Annotated in this window: 15 protein-coding genes and 2 pseudogenes; 14 read left to right on the top strand and 3 right to left on the bottom strand. The window is 62.8% G+C overall.

Going from position 1 to position 18,384, the window contains the following annotated elements:
- The 5 genes from NKI06_RS29155 to NKI06_RS29135 form a co-directional block, all read left to right on the top strand.
- Nucleotides 1–813 (top strand): ATP-dependent DNA ligase (locus NKI06_RS29155; RefSeq protein ID WP_352987803.1); only part of this gene is annotated, 813 nt, incomplete at its 5' end.
- A gap of 71 nt (nucleotides 814–884) precedes the next feature.
- The gene (locus NKI06_RS29150; protein WP_023673151.1) at nucleotides 885–1,034 is read left to right on the top strand and encodes a hypothetical protein; all 150 of its coding nucleotides are present in this window, start codon (nucleotides 885–887) and stop codon (nucleotides 1,032–1,034) included.
- 23 nt (nucleotides 1,035–1,057) lie between these two features.
- Entirely contained in the window at nucleotides 1,058–1,279 is a 222-nt protein-coding gene (locus tag NKI06_RS29145) for a DUF768 domain-containing protein (protein WP_023673150.1), read from the top strand.
- A complete protein-coding gene (locus tag NKI06_RS29140; RefSeq protein ID WP_023673149.1) occupies nucleotides 1,276–1,506 on the top strand; it encodes a DUF768 domain-containing protein in 231 nt (76 codons plus the stop codon). Before NKI06_RS29145 ends, NKI06_RS29140 begins: the two co-directional genes overlap by 4 nt.
- A gap of 209 nt (nucleotides 1,507–1,715) precedes the next feature.
- Nucleotides 1,716–2,378: an outer membrane protein gene (locus tag NKI06_RS29135; RefSeq protein ID WP_023673148.1), complete on the top strand. Its 663-nt coding sequence runs from the start codon at nucleotides 1,716–1,718 to the stop codon at nucleotides 2,376–2,378.
- 576 nt (nucleotides 2,379–2,954) lie between these two features.
- Here the strand turns inward: NKI06_RS29135 and NKI06_RS29130 are convergent.
- Together NKI06_RS29130 and NKI06_RS29125 are read right to left on the bottom strand one after the other, a co-directional pair.
- Nucleotides 2,955–3,146: a hypothetical protein gene (locus tag NKI06_RS29130; protein ID WP_023673145.1), complete on the bottom strand. Its 192-nt coding sequence runs from the start codon at nucleotides 3,144–3,146 to the stop codon at nucleotides 2,955–2,957.
- A 219-nt stretch (nucleotides 3,147–3,365) separates the two neighbouring features.
- Entirely contained in the window at nucleotides 3,366–3,827 is a 462-nt protein-coding gene (locus NKI06_RS29125; RefSeq protein ID WP_023673144.1) for a Ros/MucR family transcriptional regulator, read from the bottom strand.
- A 269-nt stretch (nucleotides 3,828–4,096) separates the two neighbouring features.
- Between NKI06_RS29125 and NKI06_RS29120 the strand changes: the two genes are divergently transcribed.
- The 9 genes and pseudogenes from NKI06_RS29120 (at nucleotide 4,097) to NKI06_RS29080 (ending at nucleotide 17,605) form a co-directional block, all read left to right on the top strand.
- Nucleotides 4,097–4,846 (top strand): Crp/Fnr family transcriptional regulator, encoded by a 750-nt coding sequence (locus NKI06_RS29120; protein ID WP_352987802.1) that lies wholly within the window; start codon nucleotides 4,097–4,099, stop codon nucleotides 4,844–4,846.
- Nucleotides 4,847–5,992: 1,146 nt separating this feature from the next.
- Nucleotides 5,993–7,006 (top strand): annotated as a pseudogene (locus NKI06_RS29115) (DNA polymerase domain-containing protein).
- Between the two features lie 79 nt (nucleotides 7,007–7,085).
- The gene (locus NKI06_RS29110; RefSeq protein WP_023686038.1) at nucleotides 7,086–8,054 is read left to right on the top strand and encodes an ArdC family protein; all 969 of its coding nucleotides are present in this window, start codon (nucleotides 7,086–7,088) and stop codon (nucleotides 8,052–8,054) included.
- Nucleotides 8,055–8,123: 69 nt separating this feature from the next.
- Nucleotides 8,124–8,444, top strand: coding sequence for a DUF2958 domain-containing protein (locus tag NKI06_RS30970; protein WP_460221719.1), 321 nt, complete (start codon nucleotides 8,124–8,126; stop codon nucleotides 8,442–8,444).
- A 75-nt stretch (nucleotides 8,445–8,519) separates the two neighbouring features.
- The gene (locus tag NKI06_RS29100) at nucleotides 8,520–10,640 is read left to right on the top strand and encodes a ParB/RepB/Spo0J family partition protein (RefSeq protein ID WP_352987801.1); all 2,121 of its coding nucleotides are present in this window, start codon (nucleotides 8,520–8,522) and stop codon (nucleotides 10,638–10,640) included.
- A gap of 46 nt (nucleotides 10,641–10,686) precedes the next feature.
- Nucleotides 10,687–10,806 (top strand): annotated as a pseudogene (locus NKI06_RS30965) (DUF6117 family protein); the annotation flags it as partial.
- A 173-nt stretch (nucleotides 10,807–10,979) separates the two neighbouring features.
- On the top strand, nucleotides 10,980–15,308 hold the full coding sequence (locus tag NKI06_RS29090) for a strawberry notch-like NTP hydrolase domain-containing protein (RefSeq protein ID WP_352987800.1): 4,329 nt from the start codon (nucleotides 10,980–10,982) through the stop codon (nucleotides 15,306–15,308).
- Entirely contained in the window at nucleotides 15,305–16,342 is a 1,038-nt protein-coding gene (locus tag NKI06_RS29085; protein ID WP_352987799.1) for a DUF7146 domain-containing protein, read from the top strand. The genes NKI06_RS29090 and NKI06_RS29085 overlap by 4 nt, the downstream gene beginning before the upstream one ends.
- Before the next feature lie 342 nt (nucleotides 16,343–16,684).
- Nucleotides 16,685–17,605, top strand: coding sequence for a DUF2493 domain-containing protein (locus NKI06_RS29080; RefSeq protein ID WP_023673137.1), 921 nt, complete (start codon nucleotides 16,685–16,687; stop codon nucleotides 17,603–17,605).
- A 261-nt stretch (nucleotides 17,606–17,866) separates the two neighbouring features.
- Here the strand turns inward: NKI06_RS29080 and NKI06_RS29075 are convergent, their stop codons facing one another.
- Nucleotides 17,867–18,172 carry a nucleotidyl cyclase domain-containing protein gene (locus NKI06_RS29075; RefSeq protein ID WP_031214161.1) on the bottom strand — a complete coding sequence of 102 codons (306 nt, stop codon included), beginning with the start codon at nucleotides 18,170–18,172 and terminating at the stop codon, nucleotides 17,867–17,869.
- Between the last annotated feature and the right edge of the window lie 212 nt (nucleotides 18,173–18,384).

The following is an 18,384-nucleotide window of genomic DNA, read 5'->3' as shown; positions in this document are numbered from 1 at the left end:
TGGACCCACGAGGTCAAGTTCGACGGCTACCGATCGCAGATGATCATCGATGAAGACGGCACACGCATTTATACGCGCAACGGCCACGACTGGACTGCGAAATATCGCGACCTGGTGGGGGAGGCAAAGAGTCTTGGTGCCGAAAGCGCGATTGTCGACGGTGAGATCATCGTCTTGAACGAAGCTGGCCTTTCGGACTTCGGCGATCTGCGCAAAGCGATCACCCGCCGACAGCAAGACCTCTATTTCGTCGCCTTCGATCTATTGCACCTCAATGGGCACGATCTGCGCGACATGGCGCTTGAGGTGCGGCGCGAGATCCTGGCCAGCATGATCAAGCCCGGGCGGCGTATTCAGTTCAGCGAGCCTCTGCCCGGCGAAGCCAAGGCGATCCTCCACTTGCTCGACCAAGCCGGACTTGAAGGCATGGTGTCGAAGCGGAAGGACAGCAAATACCGCAGCGGTCCGTCAGCCAACTGGCTGAAGGCCAAGTGCTATGCGATCGACGAGTTCGATCTGCTCGGCGTCGAGCGTGAAGCGGGCAAGCCGGCTTTCGCTCTCATGGCCGAGCGGGGCACAGGGCGCTATGTCGGCAGCGCGTTCGTCACCTTGAACCGGGAAATGCGCGAGAGGCTATGGAAACGCGTCCAAGAGCACCCAGGCACGGCGCCCAAGGGCGTCATGAAGCGGCCTGCGACGCAATGGGTCAAGCCGGGGCTGATCGGCCGCGTAAAGCACCTGCGCGGCGAGGATGACCTGCGCCACGCCTCACTGCAGGACTTCCGAGAGGATGACACAGATGGCCGTGGCTAGGAAAGATCAGGAGCGCGCCACCTACGCGTGGATGTACGCCCAAGCGAGCAAGGATGGCAAGGAGACGTGCGGTGCCAGCCTACTGGGGAGAGCATGCCGACGCGTGGCTGCAGGGCTTTGACGGTGAGCCGGTGGCCGCCTTCGGCAAGACCAAGACTGTCAACGACGAAATGGAAGCCGAGGTCGACGAAGCTGCCGTCGAGCGCCCTGCTGGAACCTAACCGCTGGATCGAGCTTAGGCTTCATGAGCACACGCGGCGTCAACTTTCTCGATCGCTGGATCGGCAACAATTTCCCCGAAACGGCTAAAACCGACGCCGTTTCGGTAAGTGAGTACATACACAAATTGTATGCCGACGCTAAAGCCTTGACGATCGAGCGCGAAGAGATCGACGAAGAGGTTGATAGCCTATATCGGACGCTGGTCGATGCCGTCGTGCACTTTGCCCCAGGTGTTTCCGAATGAGCAAGCCGGCCGTCCTATTTTTGAACCAATGGATAAAAAAACACGATCTATCCGACGCCGGTGCGCCGAAAGAGCGAGCGGAGATCGAGCAGCTCGCAAAGCGCCTAATCGCCGACGCGGAGGCTGAGGGGATTGCGGAAAGCGAGCTGACCGAGGCGTTCGACGACAAGGAGGTCGACAGCCTTTATCGTACCCTCCTCGATGTTAATTCTGGGATACCGGAATGAGTGTTCCCGGCCTGAAGGTTCCGGACAGTTTGGGTGGCCGAGCAGTTGCCCACTGTGGCGAGGGGCGATCCGATCGCCACCAGCGAGTTGGCATAAGGTTCTCATGTAAGTGCGGGCGGCCGATTTGAATTCGGCCAACTGTGGCAGAAAAACAACTGCATCAATCGGCGCGCTCTGCTACCAAAAAGGTTAGTTACAGGAGATCACCTATGAAGAAGCTGCTTCTTGGTCTGTCGTTGTCTCTGCTGGCTTCGTCGGCGTATGCTGCCGATGCCATCGTTGCAGAAGCCGCGCCGGTCTTTAGCTGGACGGGTGGGTATGTCGGCCTACAGGCAGGCTATGCTTGGGGGAATGGCAACATAGACGAAATCGGTGGGCCGGGCTTTGTCGACACAGATCCCGACGGGTTCCTTGGTGGCGTCTACGCCGGTTACAACTATCAGATGTCCAATAACATTGTGATTGGCGCGGAGCTGGACGTCGTATATGCGAATGTTGATGGCAGCGGCCAAGTCTTCAGCGCTCCTGGTATCCCGATCCCGGGCGGCATCGCCACCGAAGAACTCAACTGGAGTGCGGCGGCAAGACTGCGCCTAGGATATGCCGTTGATCGCTTTCTTCCTTATATTGCGGGTGGCGTTGCGTTTGGCGATGTCGACATAAGTAATAATGGAGGCGGACCTTCGTTCGGAGATACATTCACAGGATGGACGATAGGCGTGGGCTTGGATTATGCCATGACCGACAATCTGCTGCTGCGAGGCGAGTATCGCTATACCGACTTCGGTACAGAATCCTTTGGTGGTCTGGTCAATGCCGACGTTGATCTGAAGACCAACGAGGTTCGCTTCGGCATCGCCTACAAGTTCTAATCCCCTGATGTCATAATAGCCTGTCGCTCACCGCGACGGGCTTTTTTGTGCAAGAACCGTTTGCGGCGATCCCCTCAACGGAGTTCGCTACCATGGTCAAGACGAAAACCCCTCACAACACGTTTCGCAGGAACAGCTCGCCCGCTTCAAGATCGAGGCGGAACGGCTGCACAAGGCAATCGTCGGCCCGATTGTCGCCGATCTGCGACAATCACCAGGCCGTGCAGGATCCGCATGAAGTGCTGCTCAAGAACGTGAACAATCACCGACAGGGATGCGCTATCCGATGGCCTCTTACAGGTCCGGCGTCGCTGCCTAGTGCTGGATAGGTGGAGTCCCGAGACCGGGGAAGGGCAGCACGTTGCCGCCCGTCCCCCGCCGGCGGCGCAGTTCAACCTCTCGATAGACGAGGATGCCCATCACCATTTCCGCGCTGGCGATTTCCGATCTCAATGGCAACGACTTGAGCTATTGGTGCAGTTGTCGCGTTTCCATGGTCGCAATGTGGCCGGCGATGGCTTCGATGCTATCGCCCAAATTCGCCAGTAACCCTGCGGACCTCTGCATAGGCTTGCTCTACAGCCGCGAAAACGTGTTGAGATGCAGACGCGACCTTTGGCCTTCTGCAAAGGCCACGGCATAGGATTCGAGCTTGAATGATCGGGTGAGTTCCTGGTCTTCCTCGATCACGCGGACAAACCACTCGCCACAGGGTTTGCCAACTTCGACACAAGGGCGTGCTTTGCGAATTGGAATTATGTCAGCCATGGCGTTGCCTCCCAGCAATCAGGCCAAGCGGAGATTAACGTCGTAAGCGGCCTACAACAAGAAAAGATTGGGCAGCAATACGAAGCTGAGGTGTGGGCCACAAATGGCCGGCGCCATGGGTTGGGGAACCTGGGTGGGCACCGGCCAAGAGCGGACAGGTCCGCCGCGATGCATACATCGCCGATTGGTGCCGCGGTGGTAATGGTGTGATCGCGGAAGCTACGCTTTAGCCTTAGCCGTCGGCCTTGCCTTGCCCGTTGCAGTTGCCGTGGGCTGCGGTGCCTTCCTACCCAGACCGATCGACTTCGCCATGGCAGACCGTGAGGCCGCATAGTTGGGAGCGACCATCGGATAAGTGGATGGCAAGTTCCACTTCGTTCGATACGCGTCAGGAGTGAGACCGAAATCCACGCGCAGATGTCGCCGAAGGGTTTTGAACCGCTTACCATCTTCAAGACAGATGATGTAATCGGGAAATACTGACCTTTTTGGATTTACCGCAGGCACTGGTTCTTCGGTCGCGGCAGCCACGCGATGGCCAATCCCAGACAGCGACCCGTGCACTGAGGCTATCAGGTCCGCCAAGCCCGCGACCGGCACGGGATTGTTGCTGACGTACGCGGATACCACATCCGCCGTGAGTTCTACCAGTTCAGCGGCGTGGTCGGGGGCGTCGGTCATGGTGTGAGTCCTCGAATTTGAGAACGATCTATTATAGCTGCTGCCGCAGCTGGGCAACTCGAGGCCCGATGATGGGCCGCTTCCCTCGTAAGCACCAATCCTGTTGAGCCTGTGTTTGCCGATGGGGAAAGGACCATCGGAAGCAGTGCCAGACTTATCACAGGTTAAGTCGGTCCGGTGTTTATGATATAAGGTCGGGCATCATTCGCGTTCTGCTGGCCGCGGGTGACTGAGAGACCATAGCGCTCCCGCCCAAACGGAGAGCCGACATGCTTTATCAAAGCCCCTTAACCGCCAAGTTCCATCGTGCCTTCACCCTCACGTCAGCTGAGCGTCAAGCTCTCGACGCGGTAAGAATAAGGATCGTTGCGATTGGCGCAAACCAGAACTTGGTCCGGGAAGGCGACCAGCCGTCCCGGTGCATAATGGTCCTGGCTGGCTTAGCCAGCACCTCGAAGGTAACAGGAGACGGGAAGCGTCAGGTCACTGCTTATCATGTGCCTGGCGACATGCCCGATCTGTTGAGCCTGCACCTCGATCTGTTGGATAGCGACGTTCGAACGGTGAGCGCTTGCAGTGTTGGCTTCATAGATCACTCGGCTATCCGGCTGCTCTGCGAACGCCACCCCAGGCTGGCGGCAAATCTTTGGCGAACGACACTGGTTGATGCATCGATTTTTCGCGAATGGGTGGTCAATGTCGGGAAGCGCCAAGCGCTTGGCCGAGTGGCCCACCTTCTCTGTGAAATCATGCTACGTATGGAAGATGCCGGACTTGCGTCCGATCAAACCTGCGCTTTTGGTGTGACTCAAGCTGACCTTGGCGAGGCGACAGGGCTGTCGGCAGTCCACATCAACCGCACGCTCAAGTCTCTTCGGGAGAAGCACCTTACATCACTTGTGAATGGCCAATTGACCATCCATGATTGGGAAGGACTGGCCTTTCTTGCTGAGTTCCGGCACGATTACCTGCACTCAGCAAGGAACAATAAAACGGCCGAGTTCATGTCAATGCACTGATTGCTCCAGGGAAAAATCGCCAGAAATGCGGATTGGCTCCAAGGGTAGCCGGACCACTTGTTGGCCTTCGCTGGCCATCAGCGGTGCGATCGCCCCCCAACATGGTCAATGCTTTGATGGCGCGTCGAAGCGTTAGCGCAAGGGGTTCACTTGCGCGCAGAGTGCATTCGGATGCTTACCGGCCCACATGGGCGTTGACTGTCCGTATGGCCGTCTGCGTAGCACCATCCATCCCCTCAACGTGATACTTCGGCACTACAGGGTTTCCACCTCTCTTCATGGCTTTCGATTGGCCGCGCGATCGACCAATTTGTGGGCTCAGCCGCATCAATTCGAGCCCCGCTATTGGCTAGCGACTGTGGAAGAGGTTCCTGGGGCACACCATGCCGGCGCCCAAGGGAATAAATCTCGGCGACGCAATGGGTCAAGCCCGGGGCTCATGCGTCGCTGCAGATTTCGGGAGGACGGCGGATATTCGCTTTTCTCCGACCGAAAGCGTGCCAAGGGACGTCGCCAGCTAAACAGCAACCGGCGTTGACGCTTGAGAGCGCCTGGCAGCGTTCACGGTGGCCTGTATGGGCGCTCGACATTTCGCGAGTGGCATGTGTTGCGAGCTTGTTGCAGATCATGTTCGCACCATGCAACGGCAAAACGCCTCATCGAGCGCAATGGAAAAGCCGCATTCTCAGTTCGGTCGAGCGAGCGCTTTCTGCACGAGTTGTGACAGGGGAGGGCCTGTCAGGCTTGGAATTCACAAGCTGCAACGCAATTGAGGAAGAAGCCGAAAGGGTGCAAGACCAGATCGATTTCTTGCAGCCAAACTCGGCTCTGGTGTGGTTCAATCCTGTTTGCATCATCGCGGATCAGCGGTCGGACTGTCGAGAACTGAACTGCGCGATCTCAGCCGGTGGGCTTCGAACCAAAACATGCGGACCACCGCGGACGGGGACAGTCGGTCCCGCGTCCCGTCCTGCGGCCGGCGCTATGCTGACGCTCCTACGGCTGTCCTGCTCACCGCCCGCGGCGGGGGGCGAATTTCCTCCGTCCTGCGCGTGACAATTGTCCGCTGTTGCGGCCGCGCGCAGGACTGCGGCTTATGCGCCGTTCTTCCTTGAGCGCCGACGGTCGCCGGCGCGGTGCTTGGGCATGGAACCGAATCCCAGGCAGCGTATTGACATGTATCCGAGTTCCTCATGTCCGAGTAGACGGCACTCTCAACAAAAGGCGCAAACGGCCCAGAGACTCGGCCAATCTCGATCCGGCAACGAGATCGCCGCTGCTGTCGGCGTCAAGCTGACGCATCCGGACAAGGTCATGTATCCAGGCACCAAGGTGACCAAATCCACGCTCGCCGCCTACTACGCAGTGGTCGCCGAGAAGATGCTGCCGCACATTCAGGATCGGCCGCTGTCGCTGGTGCGCGATACTCACGGCGACCTGCAGCAGACCTTCTTTCAGAAGCACAACCTGCCAGGCGTGCCCAGTGCCATCCATGATGGCCACTTGGAGAAGGTGTCCGGTAAGGAAAGCCGCATCTCGTGGTCGATGACTTGGCTGGGCTGATCGCGGGCGTCCAGACGTGCTCGAATTCCACATCTGGGGAAGCCGTCGCCAGCAGCCGGATCTGCCGCACCGCATGATCTTCGACATCGACCCCGACAGGGCTTGGGCTTTGCTGCCGTCAAGCAGGCAGCCCTCGACATTCGGAGCATTCTGGAAGCGCTTGGATTGCAGTCGTGGCCGTTGCTGTCCGGCGGCAAGGGCGTTCATGTGGTCGTCCTGCTCCTCCCGGAGGCAGACTGGGACGAGGTCAAGAGCTTCTGCCAGGACTTCGCCGAACTGCTGGCCCGTACAGATCCGTCGCGCTTCGTCGCCAATATGAGCAAGGCGAAGCGCAAGGGCCGAATGTTTCTCGATTACCTGCGCAACGGCCAGGGCTCCACTGCAATCTGCCCCTGGTCGACTCGGGCACGCGCGGGGGCGTCGTGCGCGGTGCCTGTCAGCTGGGATGAGTTGCCCACCTGCGAAAAACGCCAACGGCTTCGATGTCTTCGCCGCCGCCGCGCGGGCTCAGTTGCGCGAAGCCTGGGAAGGTTATTTCGACGTCGCACAAACGCTTACCGACCGCATTCGGCACGCAGTCCGGCGGCTAGCCTCTAGAGCGAGAGTACGGACCGGTTTGCCGTGACGGGTTGAGAGCTGGAGGAGAGGCCTCCGGCGCCCGTCGCGGAGAAACCCGATGTCCAGACATTACGCTCGCGCCGGCGCCGACCGGGCAAGCCTCTATGATGACATCACCAACAAGATCATCGCCGAGCTGGAGGCTGGGCGCTTTCCCTGGGTGCCCTGGGGCACGGCGGCGGCGCAAGCACCCCTCGCCATGCCGGCCAATGCCGCCTCTGGCCGTGCCTATTCGGGGATCAACGTGCTGATCCTGTGGGGTGCGGTCGTCGAGCATGGCTTTCCCGTCCAGGGCTGGCTGACTTTCCGCCAGGCGCTATCGCTGGGCGGCCATGTCCGCAAGGGCGAACACGGGACCACCGTCGTCTATTCTGACCGCTTCATCCCTGACGACGAGAAGAAACGCGCGCGGGAGACCGGCGAGGCAGCACGGGCCATACAGTTTCTGAAGCGCTTCACCGTCTTCAACGTCGCGCAATGCGAAAATCTGCCCGACGATCTGGCGGTGTTTCCGCCCGCACCAGAGCCCGGACTGATCGAACCGGCCGTCGAGGCGCTGATCAAGGCGACAGGGATCGATTTCCGCATCGGCGGCAATAGCGCCTATTATGTGCCGGCGCACGACTACGTGCAGGTGCCGCCTCCGCAGGCGTATTTCGAGACCATTGACTGGCACCGCACCGCCCTGCACGAGCTTGGCCATGCGACCGGCCATCCCTCCCGCGTCGGCCGTGACCTCGGCTGCGCCTTCGGCACAAAGCGATATGCTTTCGAGGAACTGGTCGCCGAAATGAACGCAGCCTTCTGCTGCGCCTCGCGAGGTATTGCGCCGACCGTGCGCCACGCCGATTACCTGGCCTCCTGGCTCGACGTCCTGCGCGAAGACAACCGAGCCATCGTGCGTGCCGCCTCCCAAGCCAGCAAGGCAGCCGACTGGTTGCTCGCCTTCCTTCCGCAACCCGACAACGGAACCAGGGCAGGGCCCGCCAGCGTCGATGAGGTCGAAATCGAGAAGAGGGCGGCATGATCGTTCTCACCGAGGAACTGCGCGTGCCTGCTCGCCAATAGCCGCGATCGCGACGCCGAACACGTACGGGTGGTGAAGCTCTTCAAATCAACTCGGCGAAGGAATTGGCTCGCAACCGCGCTCGAGATGACGTCGATCCGGCTGCCTTTCGGCATCGGCATCGAGCGGGACATGCTCTTTGGCACCGACCTGCCGATTTCCGTCTGGGCAGAGGCGGTCCGCCGGGGCGGAAACCTTCGCGACGCCGAACGCAACTCGACCATGCCGGCCAATCTGGCCGAGACGGCGAGTGAGATCTCAGCTTGTAATCCGCAAGCCGCAGATGCGCAGTCGTGTCTGCGGCCCTGTCCCCACCTCTGGATCTTCGGTGCGGCTCAGTCCTCAGAGTGAGAGGGCTGCGCCCGTCTTTTTTGACGGGTTTGGAGGACGAGAGAGTTTCGGCCGCCCGTCGCGGAGATAGTCCACATGGCTACGCCCAAGCAGAAGATCACCCTCAACGCTTCACGTGACATCCCCTTCAACAAGCTGATGCTGAGCCAGTCCAATGTCCGGCGCATCAAGCGCGGGGAAACCATAGAGGACCTCGCCGCGTCGATCGCCCGGCGCGGCCTGCTCCAGAGCCTCAACGTCCGGCCAGTGTTGGACGGCGAGGGCAACGAGACCGGCATGTTTGAGGTGCCGGCTGGCGGGCGCCGCTATCGCGCGCTGGAACTGCTGGTCAAGCAGAAGCGCATGAGCAAGACCGAGCCAGTTCCCTGCGTCATAAGCGACGCCCACAGCGCGGTCCCGATCGAGGAGGACTCGCTGGCCGAGAATTTTCAGCGCGAAGATTTACATCCGCTCGACATGTTTCGCGCCTTCCAGACACTTCATGACCAGGGCGCGAGCCATGAGGAGATTGCCGCACGCTTCTTCGTCTCCGCAACATTCGTGCAGCAGCGCCTCAGGCTGGCTAGGGTTTCGGCCAAGCTGCAGGAGATTTACGAGCAGGATGGCATGAAGCTCGAGCAGCTCATGGCGTTCACCGTGACCGACGATCACGCCCGTCAGGAGCAGGTCTGGGAGGCGCTCGAAAACTCCTGGTCGAAGGAGCCGCAGCAGATCCGGCGCCTGCTGACGGAGACCACTGTGCGGGCAAGCGATCGCCGGGCGCTGTTCGTCGGTGTCGACGCGTATGTCGCTGCCGGCGGCGTGGTGCTGCGCGACCTGTTCGAGGCCGACAATGGCGGCTGGCTGCAGGACCCCGCTCTGCTCGACCGCTTGGTCGGCGATAGGCTGAAGTCGATCGCCGACGAGATCGCGGCGGAGGGCTGGAAGTGGATCGTGGTCGATGCCGATCTGCCCTACGGGTACAATCACGGTCTGCGGGCAATCGCTGGCACCCCCGTCGGTCTAACCGACGCGGAGCGGGCGGAACGCGAAGCCCTGCGGGCGGAGTACGACCGGCTGGAAGCCGAGTATGGCGAATCCGACGAACTCCCCGACGATGTCGATCAGCGCCTCGGTCACATCGAGACCGCGCTTGAGGCCTTCGAGAGCCGGCCGATGCACTACGATGGGGCCGAGATCGCCCGCGCCGGTGTGTTCATCAGCATCGATCGTGATGGCGATCTCGTCGTCGATCGGGCCCATGTGCGCCCCGAGGACGAAGCGATGCAGGCGGTCGACGGCCACTCGGCCGAGCCAGGTTGCGCCACCGAGAACGAAGACAGCAGACACAATCCTTCGGCCCGCGCGATTATCACCATCGGCGCGCAGGCGTCCGAGCCTGAGGAGGATGACGGCGACACCATCAAGCCGCTACCCGAGCGCCTGGTCATCGAACTTACTGCCCATCGCACGTTGGCGCTGCGCAACGCACTGGCCGAGAACCAGCATGTGGCCATCACGGCGCTCTTGCACCGGCTCGTCCTCGACACCTTCGGTCAGCGTTCCGCCATCGGCTGCGTCGAGGCCTTCGTCCGACATGTCCACTTGCCGTGGCAGGACGTCGGTCTCAAGGACAGCCCTGCGGCCAAGGCCGTCCATGAGCGCCATGAGGCATGGAAGAGCGACATTCCACTGGATGACGACGAGGCCCTATGGGCGTGGCTCGACGGACTCGATGAAGCAAGCCGGCAGACGCTGCTGGCGCATTGCGTCAGCTATGGGATCAACGCCTTGTTCGAACGACCCAATCCCTACGGCAGCGGCGTTTCCCAGCATGGACTCGATCAGCGCCGGCGTGAAGCCGATCGGTTGTCCCGTGCCACCGGGCTTGACATGGTAGATGCCGGCTGGCGGCCGACGGTGGATAACTATCTCGGTCGCGTCACCAAGTCCCGCATTCTCGAAGCCGTGCGCGAAGGCGCCGGCGACCAGGCCGCCCAGCTTATCGACCATCTCAAGAAGGCCGACATGGCCAAAGAGGCCGAGCGCCTCCTGGCCGATAGTGGCTGGCTACCCGAACCGCTCCGCCTTCGCGGCAATGACGCCGCCCGGCCGAATGTGGGCGAGGAAGCTGACCTCCCCGAATTCCTGGCCGGTGATGACGAGGACGGCTCGGCCACCCATGAGACTGCCGCACACGCGGTCGCCGCCGGATAGCACCGTCGGCGGAGTGGCGCGGGTCGCTCGGCCCTTTCTTCTTCACTACGAGTTCACGCCGTTCGCTCATCTTGCCGACGGCAATCCCTATGATGCCTACCTGCCGCCCGATCCCGACAGCGCCAATGGTTTCCTACAGAAGTCGGGGCCTGACGGCGGAATATGATCGACATCGGTTGATACCGGCAAGCGCTCCACCTCATGGCGGGGCGCTTGTTTCATTTTGGCTTCGGTGGAGGCCAGAGAGGGAGAGGCGAGCCGGGATGGTTTTGAATCCGCACGGTCCAGAGAGAGCGCCGCGCGGCTCGATCCTGTCCCCGCTCTCCCGAGGTTCACACCATGTACATGATCTCGCCCGCTGTGGCAGTTCCCGCAGCCGCGCCGCTCCCGCTCCCCCAAACCGGTGCAGCCGGCGCTATCTTCGCCGCCGCCGGCCTTCTGCTTCCCCATCTCGAGCGCGGCGACAGCATCGACGCGCCAAAGTTGCGCGCGGCGATGGAAGCCGCATTCGGCGCCTCCGACGCAGCCGGCGCCTGGGACTGGAAGCAGGCCTACGATGCCTGCGAGGCTGCGACGGTCCTTTTCCTGCGCAAGTACGGAAAGGCGTTGTTCCGCAAGGCCGCGTCTCCGGCTCTCCGGCTGTCAGCATTGTCGAAGATCGCCCGGCTCATGCCGACGCATACCCGCCGATCCGAAGAAGCACAGACCTTCCAGCAGTTCTCGACGCCGATTCCGCTCGGCATGGTCGCCGCAACGGCCGCTGCCATCACGCCGGCCGACCGTGTGCTGGAGCCTTCCGCCGGCACCGGGCTGCTCGCCATCCTGGCCGAGATAGCCGGCGCCTCGCTCATTCTCAACGAGCTTGCCGAAACCCGCGCGGCACTTCTCTCCGGCCTCTTTCCGGCCGTCTGCGCCAGCCGCTTCGACGCCGCCCAGATCGACGACCATCTCTATCCCGGCGCCGTGCCGAGCGTGGTGCTGATGAACCCGCCCTTTTCGGTCATGGCCAACGTCGAGGGCCGCATGGCCGACGCGGCCTGGCGGCACATCGCCTCGGCCCTGGCGCGCCTTGCGCCCGGCGGGCGGCTGGTGACGATTACCGGTGCGAACTTCGCGCCCGACCACCCGGCCTGGACCGCCGCCTTTACTCGCCTGCAGGAACGTGGCCGCATCGTCTTCTCCGCCGCCATCGACGGCTCGGCCTACGCCAAGCATGGCACGACCTTTCCGACACGCCTCACCGTCATCGACCGGGTGCCGGCGGACGATCCGGACGTGTTCCCGGCAGATCAGGGCGTTGCCCCGGATGCCGCGACGCTGATCGCATGGGTCGGCGAGCATGTGCCGGCACGGCTGCCGGTCACCATACCCGCAGGTGCAACTCCCACATCGTCGTCGGCCGCACCCCGCACAGTGCGCGGCTATCTTGGTCCCACGGCAAGAATAACACCGCGGCCACCGCTCACTGATCCCGATGCCGTTGAGCTCGCCTATCAGGTGCTCGACTGGAAGGCCGCCGAGGGCGGCCACATCAGCGACGCCATCTACGAGGACTACGCGCTTCAGGCGATCCGCATTCCCGGCGCGCAGCCGCACCCCACCCAACTCGTGCAATCGGCGGCCATGGCCTCGGTCGCGCCGCCCAAGCCGAGTTATCGGCCGCGCCTGCCGAAGAACGTCCTTGACCTGCTCTCGGACGCGCAGCTCGAGACCGTCATCTATGCGGGCGATGCTCACGCCGAGTATCTCGCCGGCGCCTGGACGCTCGACGATACCTTTGACGTAATTAGCGCGGCGGCAGATGACGCGGCGCGGGCCGTGCGCTTCCGGCAAGGCTTCATGATCGGCGACGGTACCGGTGTAGGCAAGGGCCGCGAGTCCGCCGCCGTAATCCTAGACAATTGGATGCAGGGCCGTCGCAAGGCCGTCTGGATCTCCAAGTCAGACAAGCTCATCGAGGATGCGCAGCGCGACTGGTCCGCGCTCGGCATGGAGCGCTTGCTGGTCACCCCGCTCTCCCGCTTCCCGCAGGGCAGGCCGATCACGCTGGCGGACGGCATCCTGTTCACCACCTATGCCACGCTGCGGTCCGACGATCGCGGCGAGAGGCTTTCGCGGGTCAAGCAGATCGTCGAATGGTTGGGTCCGGATTTCGATGGGGTCATCATCTTCGACGAGGCGCACGCCATGCAAAATGCCGGTGGCGGCAAGAGCGAACGCGGCGACGCCGCTCCCTCCCAGCAAGGCCGTGCCGGCCTGAGGCTACAGCACGCCCTGCCGAATGCCCGCATCGTCTATGTGTCGGCGACTGGCGCCACCACCGTGCACAATCTCGCCTATGCCCAGCGGCTCGGCCTCTGGGGCGGCGAGCATTTTCCATTCTCGACCCGCGCCGAGTTCGTCGAGGCGATCGAGGCTGGCGGCGTGGCGGCGATGGAAGTACTGGCACGCGACCTCAGGGCACTTGGCCTCTATACCGCCCGCTCGCTCTCTTTCAACGGTGTCGAATACGAACTGCTCGAGCATGAGCTGACGCCCGAACAGGTCCGCATCTATGACGCGTACGCTGGGGCCTTCGGCGTCATCCACAACAATCTCGATGCTGCGATGCAGGCGGCCAACATCACCGGCAGCACCGGCACGCTCAATGCCCAGGCCAAGTCGACCGCGCGCAGCGCCTTTGAAAGCGCCAAGCAGCGCTTCTTCGGCCATTTGTTGACCAGCATGAAGACACCGACCCTGATCAAATCCATCACCGGCGATCTGGAGGAGGGCCATGCGGCCGTTGTCCAGATCGTCTCGACGGGTGAGGCGCTCATGGAGCGGCGGCTGGCCGAGTTGCCGACCGAGGAATGGAACGATGTTCGCGTCGACATCACGCCGCGCGAATACGTCCTCGACTACCTCGCTCATTCCTTCCCGGTGCAGCTCTACGAGCCCTTCACGGATTCGGAGGGCAATCTGTCGTCGCGCCCGGTCTACCGCGATGGCCAGCCGGTCGAGAGCCGCGAGGCGGTCGCCCGGCGCGACGAGCTGATCGCGAAACTCGCCAGCTTGACGCCTGTCCCCGGTGCGCTCGACCAGATCGTCCAACATTTCGGCGCGGACCTCGTCGCCGAAGTCACTGGCCGCTCGCGCCGCATCGTGCGCAAGCGCGACCGCCTGGTCGTCGAGCACCGAGCAGGGTCGGCAAATCTGGCCGAGGCGCAGTCCTTCATGGACGATCAGAAGCGCGTTCTGGTGTTTTCCGACGCCGGCGGGACGGGTCGTTCCTACCATGCCGAACTCTTGGCACGGAACACGCGGCTGCGTGTGCATTATCTGCTCGAAGCCGGGTGGAAGGCCGACACCGCCATCCAGGGCCTGGGCCGCACGCATCGGACCAATCAGGCGCAGCCGCCGCTGTTCCGGCCGATCTCGACCAATGTGAAGGCGGAAAAGCGCTTCCTCTCGACGATCGCCCGCCGTCTCGACACGTTGGGCGCAATCACGCGCGGCCAGCGCCAGACCGGTGGCCAAGGGCTGTTCCGGCCAGAGGACAATCTTGAAAGCCACTATGCCGGCGATGCCTTGCGGCAGCTCTATCTCCTGATCGTACGCGGCAAGGTCGAGGGCTGCACACTCCAGCGTTTCGAGGCGGCGACCGGTCTCAAGCTGATGGACAACAACGGCATCAAGGACGAGTTGCCGCCGATCACCACCTTCCTCAATCGCCTGTTGGCGCTGACCATCGAAGTGCAGGGCGTGCTGTTCGGCGCCTTCGAGCAGCTTCTGGCCGCTCGGATCGGTGGCGCCATCGCCTCGGGCACCTATGACACCGGGCTGGAGACCCTGCGGGCCGAGAGCTTCGTCATCACCGACCGGCAGGTCATCTACGCCCATCCGCGCACCGGCGCCGAAACGCGGCTGCTGACGATCACCCAGCGCAAGCGCAATCGGCCCGTCATGCTCGATGCGGCGCTCCATCACCTTCGCGATTTGCGCGCCATCCTACTGATCAACGAGCAATCTGGCCGCGCCGCCGTGCAGATCCCAACCACCAGCATCATGCTCGACGACGGCGAGATCGAGCGGCGGGTCCGCCTGATCCGGCCAATGGAAGGCCAGAACATGCCGCTCAAGGCTATGGGCGAAACCCGCTGGGTCGAGGCCCACCGTGAAGCTTTCGCTGCAGGATGGAATGCGGAGGTCGCCGAGACTCCCGAGTTTGCCGATGCCGTGCTGCACATGGTGACGGGCCTGTTGTTGCCGATCTGGAAGCGTCTGCCAAACGAGTCGACCCGCGTTTTTCGACTTCAGACCGACGAGGGCGAGCGCATAATTGGTCGCCTTGTCACGCCGGCCTGGGCCGCCAACGCCACGGCGACAGGCGTCGCATCGCTATCGCCCGAGCAGGCGCTCGCGGCGCTGATCGACGGGCGGACGATCCTTGATCTCGCCGAGGGTCTCCAGCTTCGCCGCAGCCGCGTCATGGGCGCGTGGCGCATCGAACTGTCGGGCTTCACCGACACGATGCGGGAGCGCCTCACCGCCTACGGTCTCTTCCACGAGATCATTTCGTGGAAGCTCAGGATGTTCGTGCCGATCGACGCCAACGGGCTCGCCGTGCTGGAGCGCGTGCTCGACCGCTTCCCAATCGAGCGGGTCAGTGAGCGGGAGGCTGCATGATTCCGCGTCACGCTGCATCCGACCTCGCACACCGCCTCGCCGAACATGCCGAGGCGGTGTGCCGCCACTACCTCTCCAATGGCCGTCGCCAGGGCAACTATTGGAGCGTCGGCGACGTCCGCAATGCGCCGGGCCGCTCGATGTTCGTGCGTCTGCAGCCATCCCCGAAGGGACCGCCAGGCAAATGGACCGACGCCGCTACCGGCGAGCATGGCGACCTGCTCGACGTCATCCGCGAATCCCTCGGACTGGTCAACTTCCGGGACGTCGCCGATGAGGCGCGCCTGTTTCTCGCTATGCCAGATGCCATGCCACCCCGACCGGCCGCGCCGATCACGCAGGTCCCCATTGGATCTCCGGAAGCGGCTCGCCGACTGGTCGCCATGTCGAAGCCCATTATCGGCACCCTCGTGGAAACCTATTTGCGTGGACGTGGCATTGCGACTTTGTCCGGCACCGGATCGCTGCGGTTCCATCCGCGCTGCTACTACCGGCCCGGCGGTCATGGACCGACCGAGACCTTGCCGGCAATGATTGCCGCCGTTACCAACTTGGATGGACATCTGACCGGCGCGCACCGCACCTGGCTCGCACCGGATGGCACCGGCAAGGCACCGGTCGACACGCCGCGTCGGGCAATGGGTGAACTTCTCGGTAACGCCGTCCGCTTCGGCGTACCCGGCAGCGTCATGGCGGCAGGCGAAGGCATCGAGACGACGCTATCGCTCAGATGCGCCTTGCCCGATATGGCGATGGCTGCGGCACTCTCAGCAGCCCATCTTGCCGCCATCCTGTTCCCGCCGACCCTGCGCCGGCTCTATGTCATCCGCGACAACGATCCGGCCGGTGACGGTGCCCGAGACAACCTGCTAGAGCGCGCTACGGACGCCGGAATCGAGGCAATCGTGCTGTCGCCGGTGACGGAGGACTTCAACGAAGACCTCCGCCATTTCGGACTTGTCGACTTCCGGTCCTCGATTGCGGATCAGCTCATGCGCAAAGATCGTATCCGCTACCTGACACAGGCGGCATGAGCCGTGAGGGGAAGCGCGCGGCGCACGGTGCCGGTGCGGCGCAATGGATGCGTAGCCCGCCGGCAGAGAACCGCGACCCGGCCTTCGAGAGGGCGATCGGGCCACGAACTGGCCGGCCAGGCAATGGCGGCGGCCGACTATTTTCCGGCGACGCACGACCACTCGCGAATGGCAGGGATCGGGCGCGACGCCTTTCCATCGCGATGCAAAATAGCCGGCCGCCGCCATCCTCCGCTGCGCTCCGGCCCTCCGCTTCGCTTGGGGTGTCGGGCCAACCCGCCCGTGGGCTCTCGTCGCCATGAAGGCCGCGAGGGTCGCGGTCAAACCGACGGGAGCATCCCCATGAGCGAGCACGACGACATTGAACCGCACCACGCCGCTTCTGCGACCGATCACATCCTCACCGAACTCCAGCTCTATGGCTGGCGACCATTTGCGGACGAGCCCGATCCGCGACCGCTCCCCGGTGGCGACCAAGTGGCCGGAGCCGTGGCCGACATCTTTGACGCCCTCATCGGCACCCTCGCCGACACGCGCCTCGAACCCGACCTTGATGACCTGCTCTGGTCCGTCACCAATGTCTTCCACCGAGCTGTACAACGGATCGAGCGGCAACTGGACGACAATGAGCAGGCCCAGCGCCGCCTGCAGCGCGAGCAGGACGGAAGCGAGATCAAGGCGGTTGAACTCGAGACACTCACCGCCCAGGGCCAGACCATGATCGAACGGCGCGACGCCTTCGAGTTGATGCGTGACCAGGCCGCCGAACACTACGATCAGTACACCGGTTCTGCCTGGCGACCGCGCACGGGGTCGATGGTAAACCACCACCATCTCACCGCCGCAATGATCGATAGCCGCGACTTCCTCGCGGCCAGGCGGCGCGCGGAAGCCGACGTCATGTTGCCCGCTGGCTCCAAGATCGCCTTCTCCGGCGGCGATACCGCCGATCACGAGCTGATCTGGGCAAAGCTCGACCAAATCCGTGCCAAGCACCCCGACATGGTGTTGATGCACGGCGGATCACGCAAAGGCGCCGAAAAGATCGCCGCCGGCTGGGCCGATCATCGCAAGGTGCCGCAGGTCGCCTTCAAGCCCGACTGGAGCAGACACGCCAAGGCCGCTCCCTTTAAGCGCAACGACCAGATGTTGGCGGTCATGCCGATCGGCGTCATCATCTTTCCCGGCACCGGCATTCAGGAGAACCTCGCCGACAAGGCCCGCAAGCTCGGCATCCCGGTCTATCGATTAGGCGGCTCGTGAGCGCCCCCTTTGACCCTAGATCTTAGTCCAGGTTGGTCACCGCTATTCCACAATCTCACCGATGTGGAGGTATGTCTTTCACGACGCGAACGGCGGCTTCGCGCCTCATGACAGTCGGTTCCCCGGTTCAGTCCATTCACCAAAAGCGGGCGTCGCCAAACGGCCAGCCCTCAGGCTGTTATGTTCGCGGCAAATGCTCAGCTGGGCCGAATGGATGAGGCGCGACGATACCAGGCAAAATTCTGGGCACTCCGCCGGACGTCACGAGTCCTCGATGCGCAGGCCGATCTTTCCCGCTGCATGTTCCTGCACGCGTTCGGAAACGCAGATCCTGCCAGGCTCGGCGATCCTCTCCAGACGCGCGGCGATGTTGACCCCCGCGCCCAAGACGTGACCGTCCTGTTCGATGATGTCGCCGACGGCAATACAGGGATCGAGGTGGTCACGTTGATGGCTGTTCAAGCGCTCGAGGGCACCTTCTTCGTCAGCGCCCATCAGTTGACTGTACCCGGCGAGGTCAGCCGCAAGGATCGCCGAGAGCTTGCGCTCGACCCGACCGATTTCCATCCAGTCCCTCTGCAAGGCGTCAGGATCATATTTGCCCAGGTCAAGCGATCCAAGTCCGCTCTTCCGGTTTTCTTTGGGATCGCGTCAACCATGTCGGGCGCACCCGTTCGGACGGAGCAACTGGCGCTCCGCACGAGGGACAGGGCAACTCACTGGTGACTGGGTGCGTGCCTGACGAAGCTCTTCGTTTCGGCTGAGATAAATGCTCTCAC

This window comes from Mesorhizobium sp. M0772, from assembly GCF_040320135.1.
GTDB lineage: Bacteria > Pseudomonadota > Alphaproteobacteria > Rhizobiales > Rhizobiaceae > Mesorhizobium.
This window is presented reverse-complemented; position numbering and strand designations above follow the sequence as displayed.

Bases quoted from the DNA above. Each gene is read 5' to 3' on its own strand.
- NKI06_RS29135 (WP_023673148.1), top strand. From the start codon at position 1,716: ATGAAGAAGCTGCTTCTTGGTCTGTCGTTGTCTCTGCTGGCTTCGTCG.
- NKI06_RS29120 (WP_352987802.1), top strand. From the start codon at position 4,097: ATGCTTTATCAAAGCCCCTTAACCGCCAAGTTCCATCGTGCCTTCACC.
- NKI06_RS29125 (WP_023673144.1), bottom strand. From the start codon at position 3,827: ATGACCGACGCCCCCGACCACGCCGCTGAACTGGTAGAACTCACGGCG.
- NKI06_RS29075 (WP_031214161.1), bottom strand. From the start codon at position 18,172: ATGGAAATCGGTCGGGTCGAGCGCAAGCTCTCGGCGATCCTTGCGGCT.
- NKI06_RS29085 (WP_352987799.1), top strand. From the start codon at position 15,305: ATGATTCCGCGTCACGCTGCATCCGACCTCGCACACCGCCTCGCCGAA.
- NKI06_RS29130 (WP_023673145.1), bottom strand. From the start codon at position 3,146: ATGGCTGACATAATTCCAATTCGCAAAGCACGCCCTTGTGTCGAAGTT.
- NKI06_RS29140 (WP_023673149.1), top strand. From the start codon at position 1,276: ATGAGCAAGCCGGCCGTCCTATTTTTGAACCAATGGATAAAAAAACAC.
- NKI06_RS29080 (WP_023673137.1), top strand. From the start codon at position 16,685: ATGAGCGAGCACGACGACATTGAACCGCACCACGCCGCTTCTGCGACC.
- NKI06_RS29145 (WP_023673150.1), top strand. From the start codon at position 1,058: ATGAGCACACGCGGCGTCAACTTTCTCGATCGCTGGATCGGCAACAAT.
- NKI06_RS29090 (WP_352987800.1), top strand. From the start codon at position 10,980: ATGTACATGATCTCGCCCGCTGTGGCAGTTCCCGCAGCCGCGCCGCTC.
- NKI06_RS29100 (WP_352987801.1), top strand. From the start codon at position 8,520: ATGGCTACGCCCAAGCAGAAGATCACCCTCAACGCTTCACGTGACATC.
- NKI06_RS29110 (WP_023686038.1), top strand. From the start codon at position 7,086: ATGTCCAGACATTACGCTCGCGCCGGCGCCGACCGGGCAAGCCTCTAT.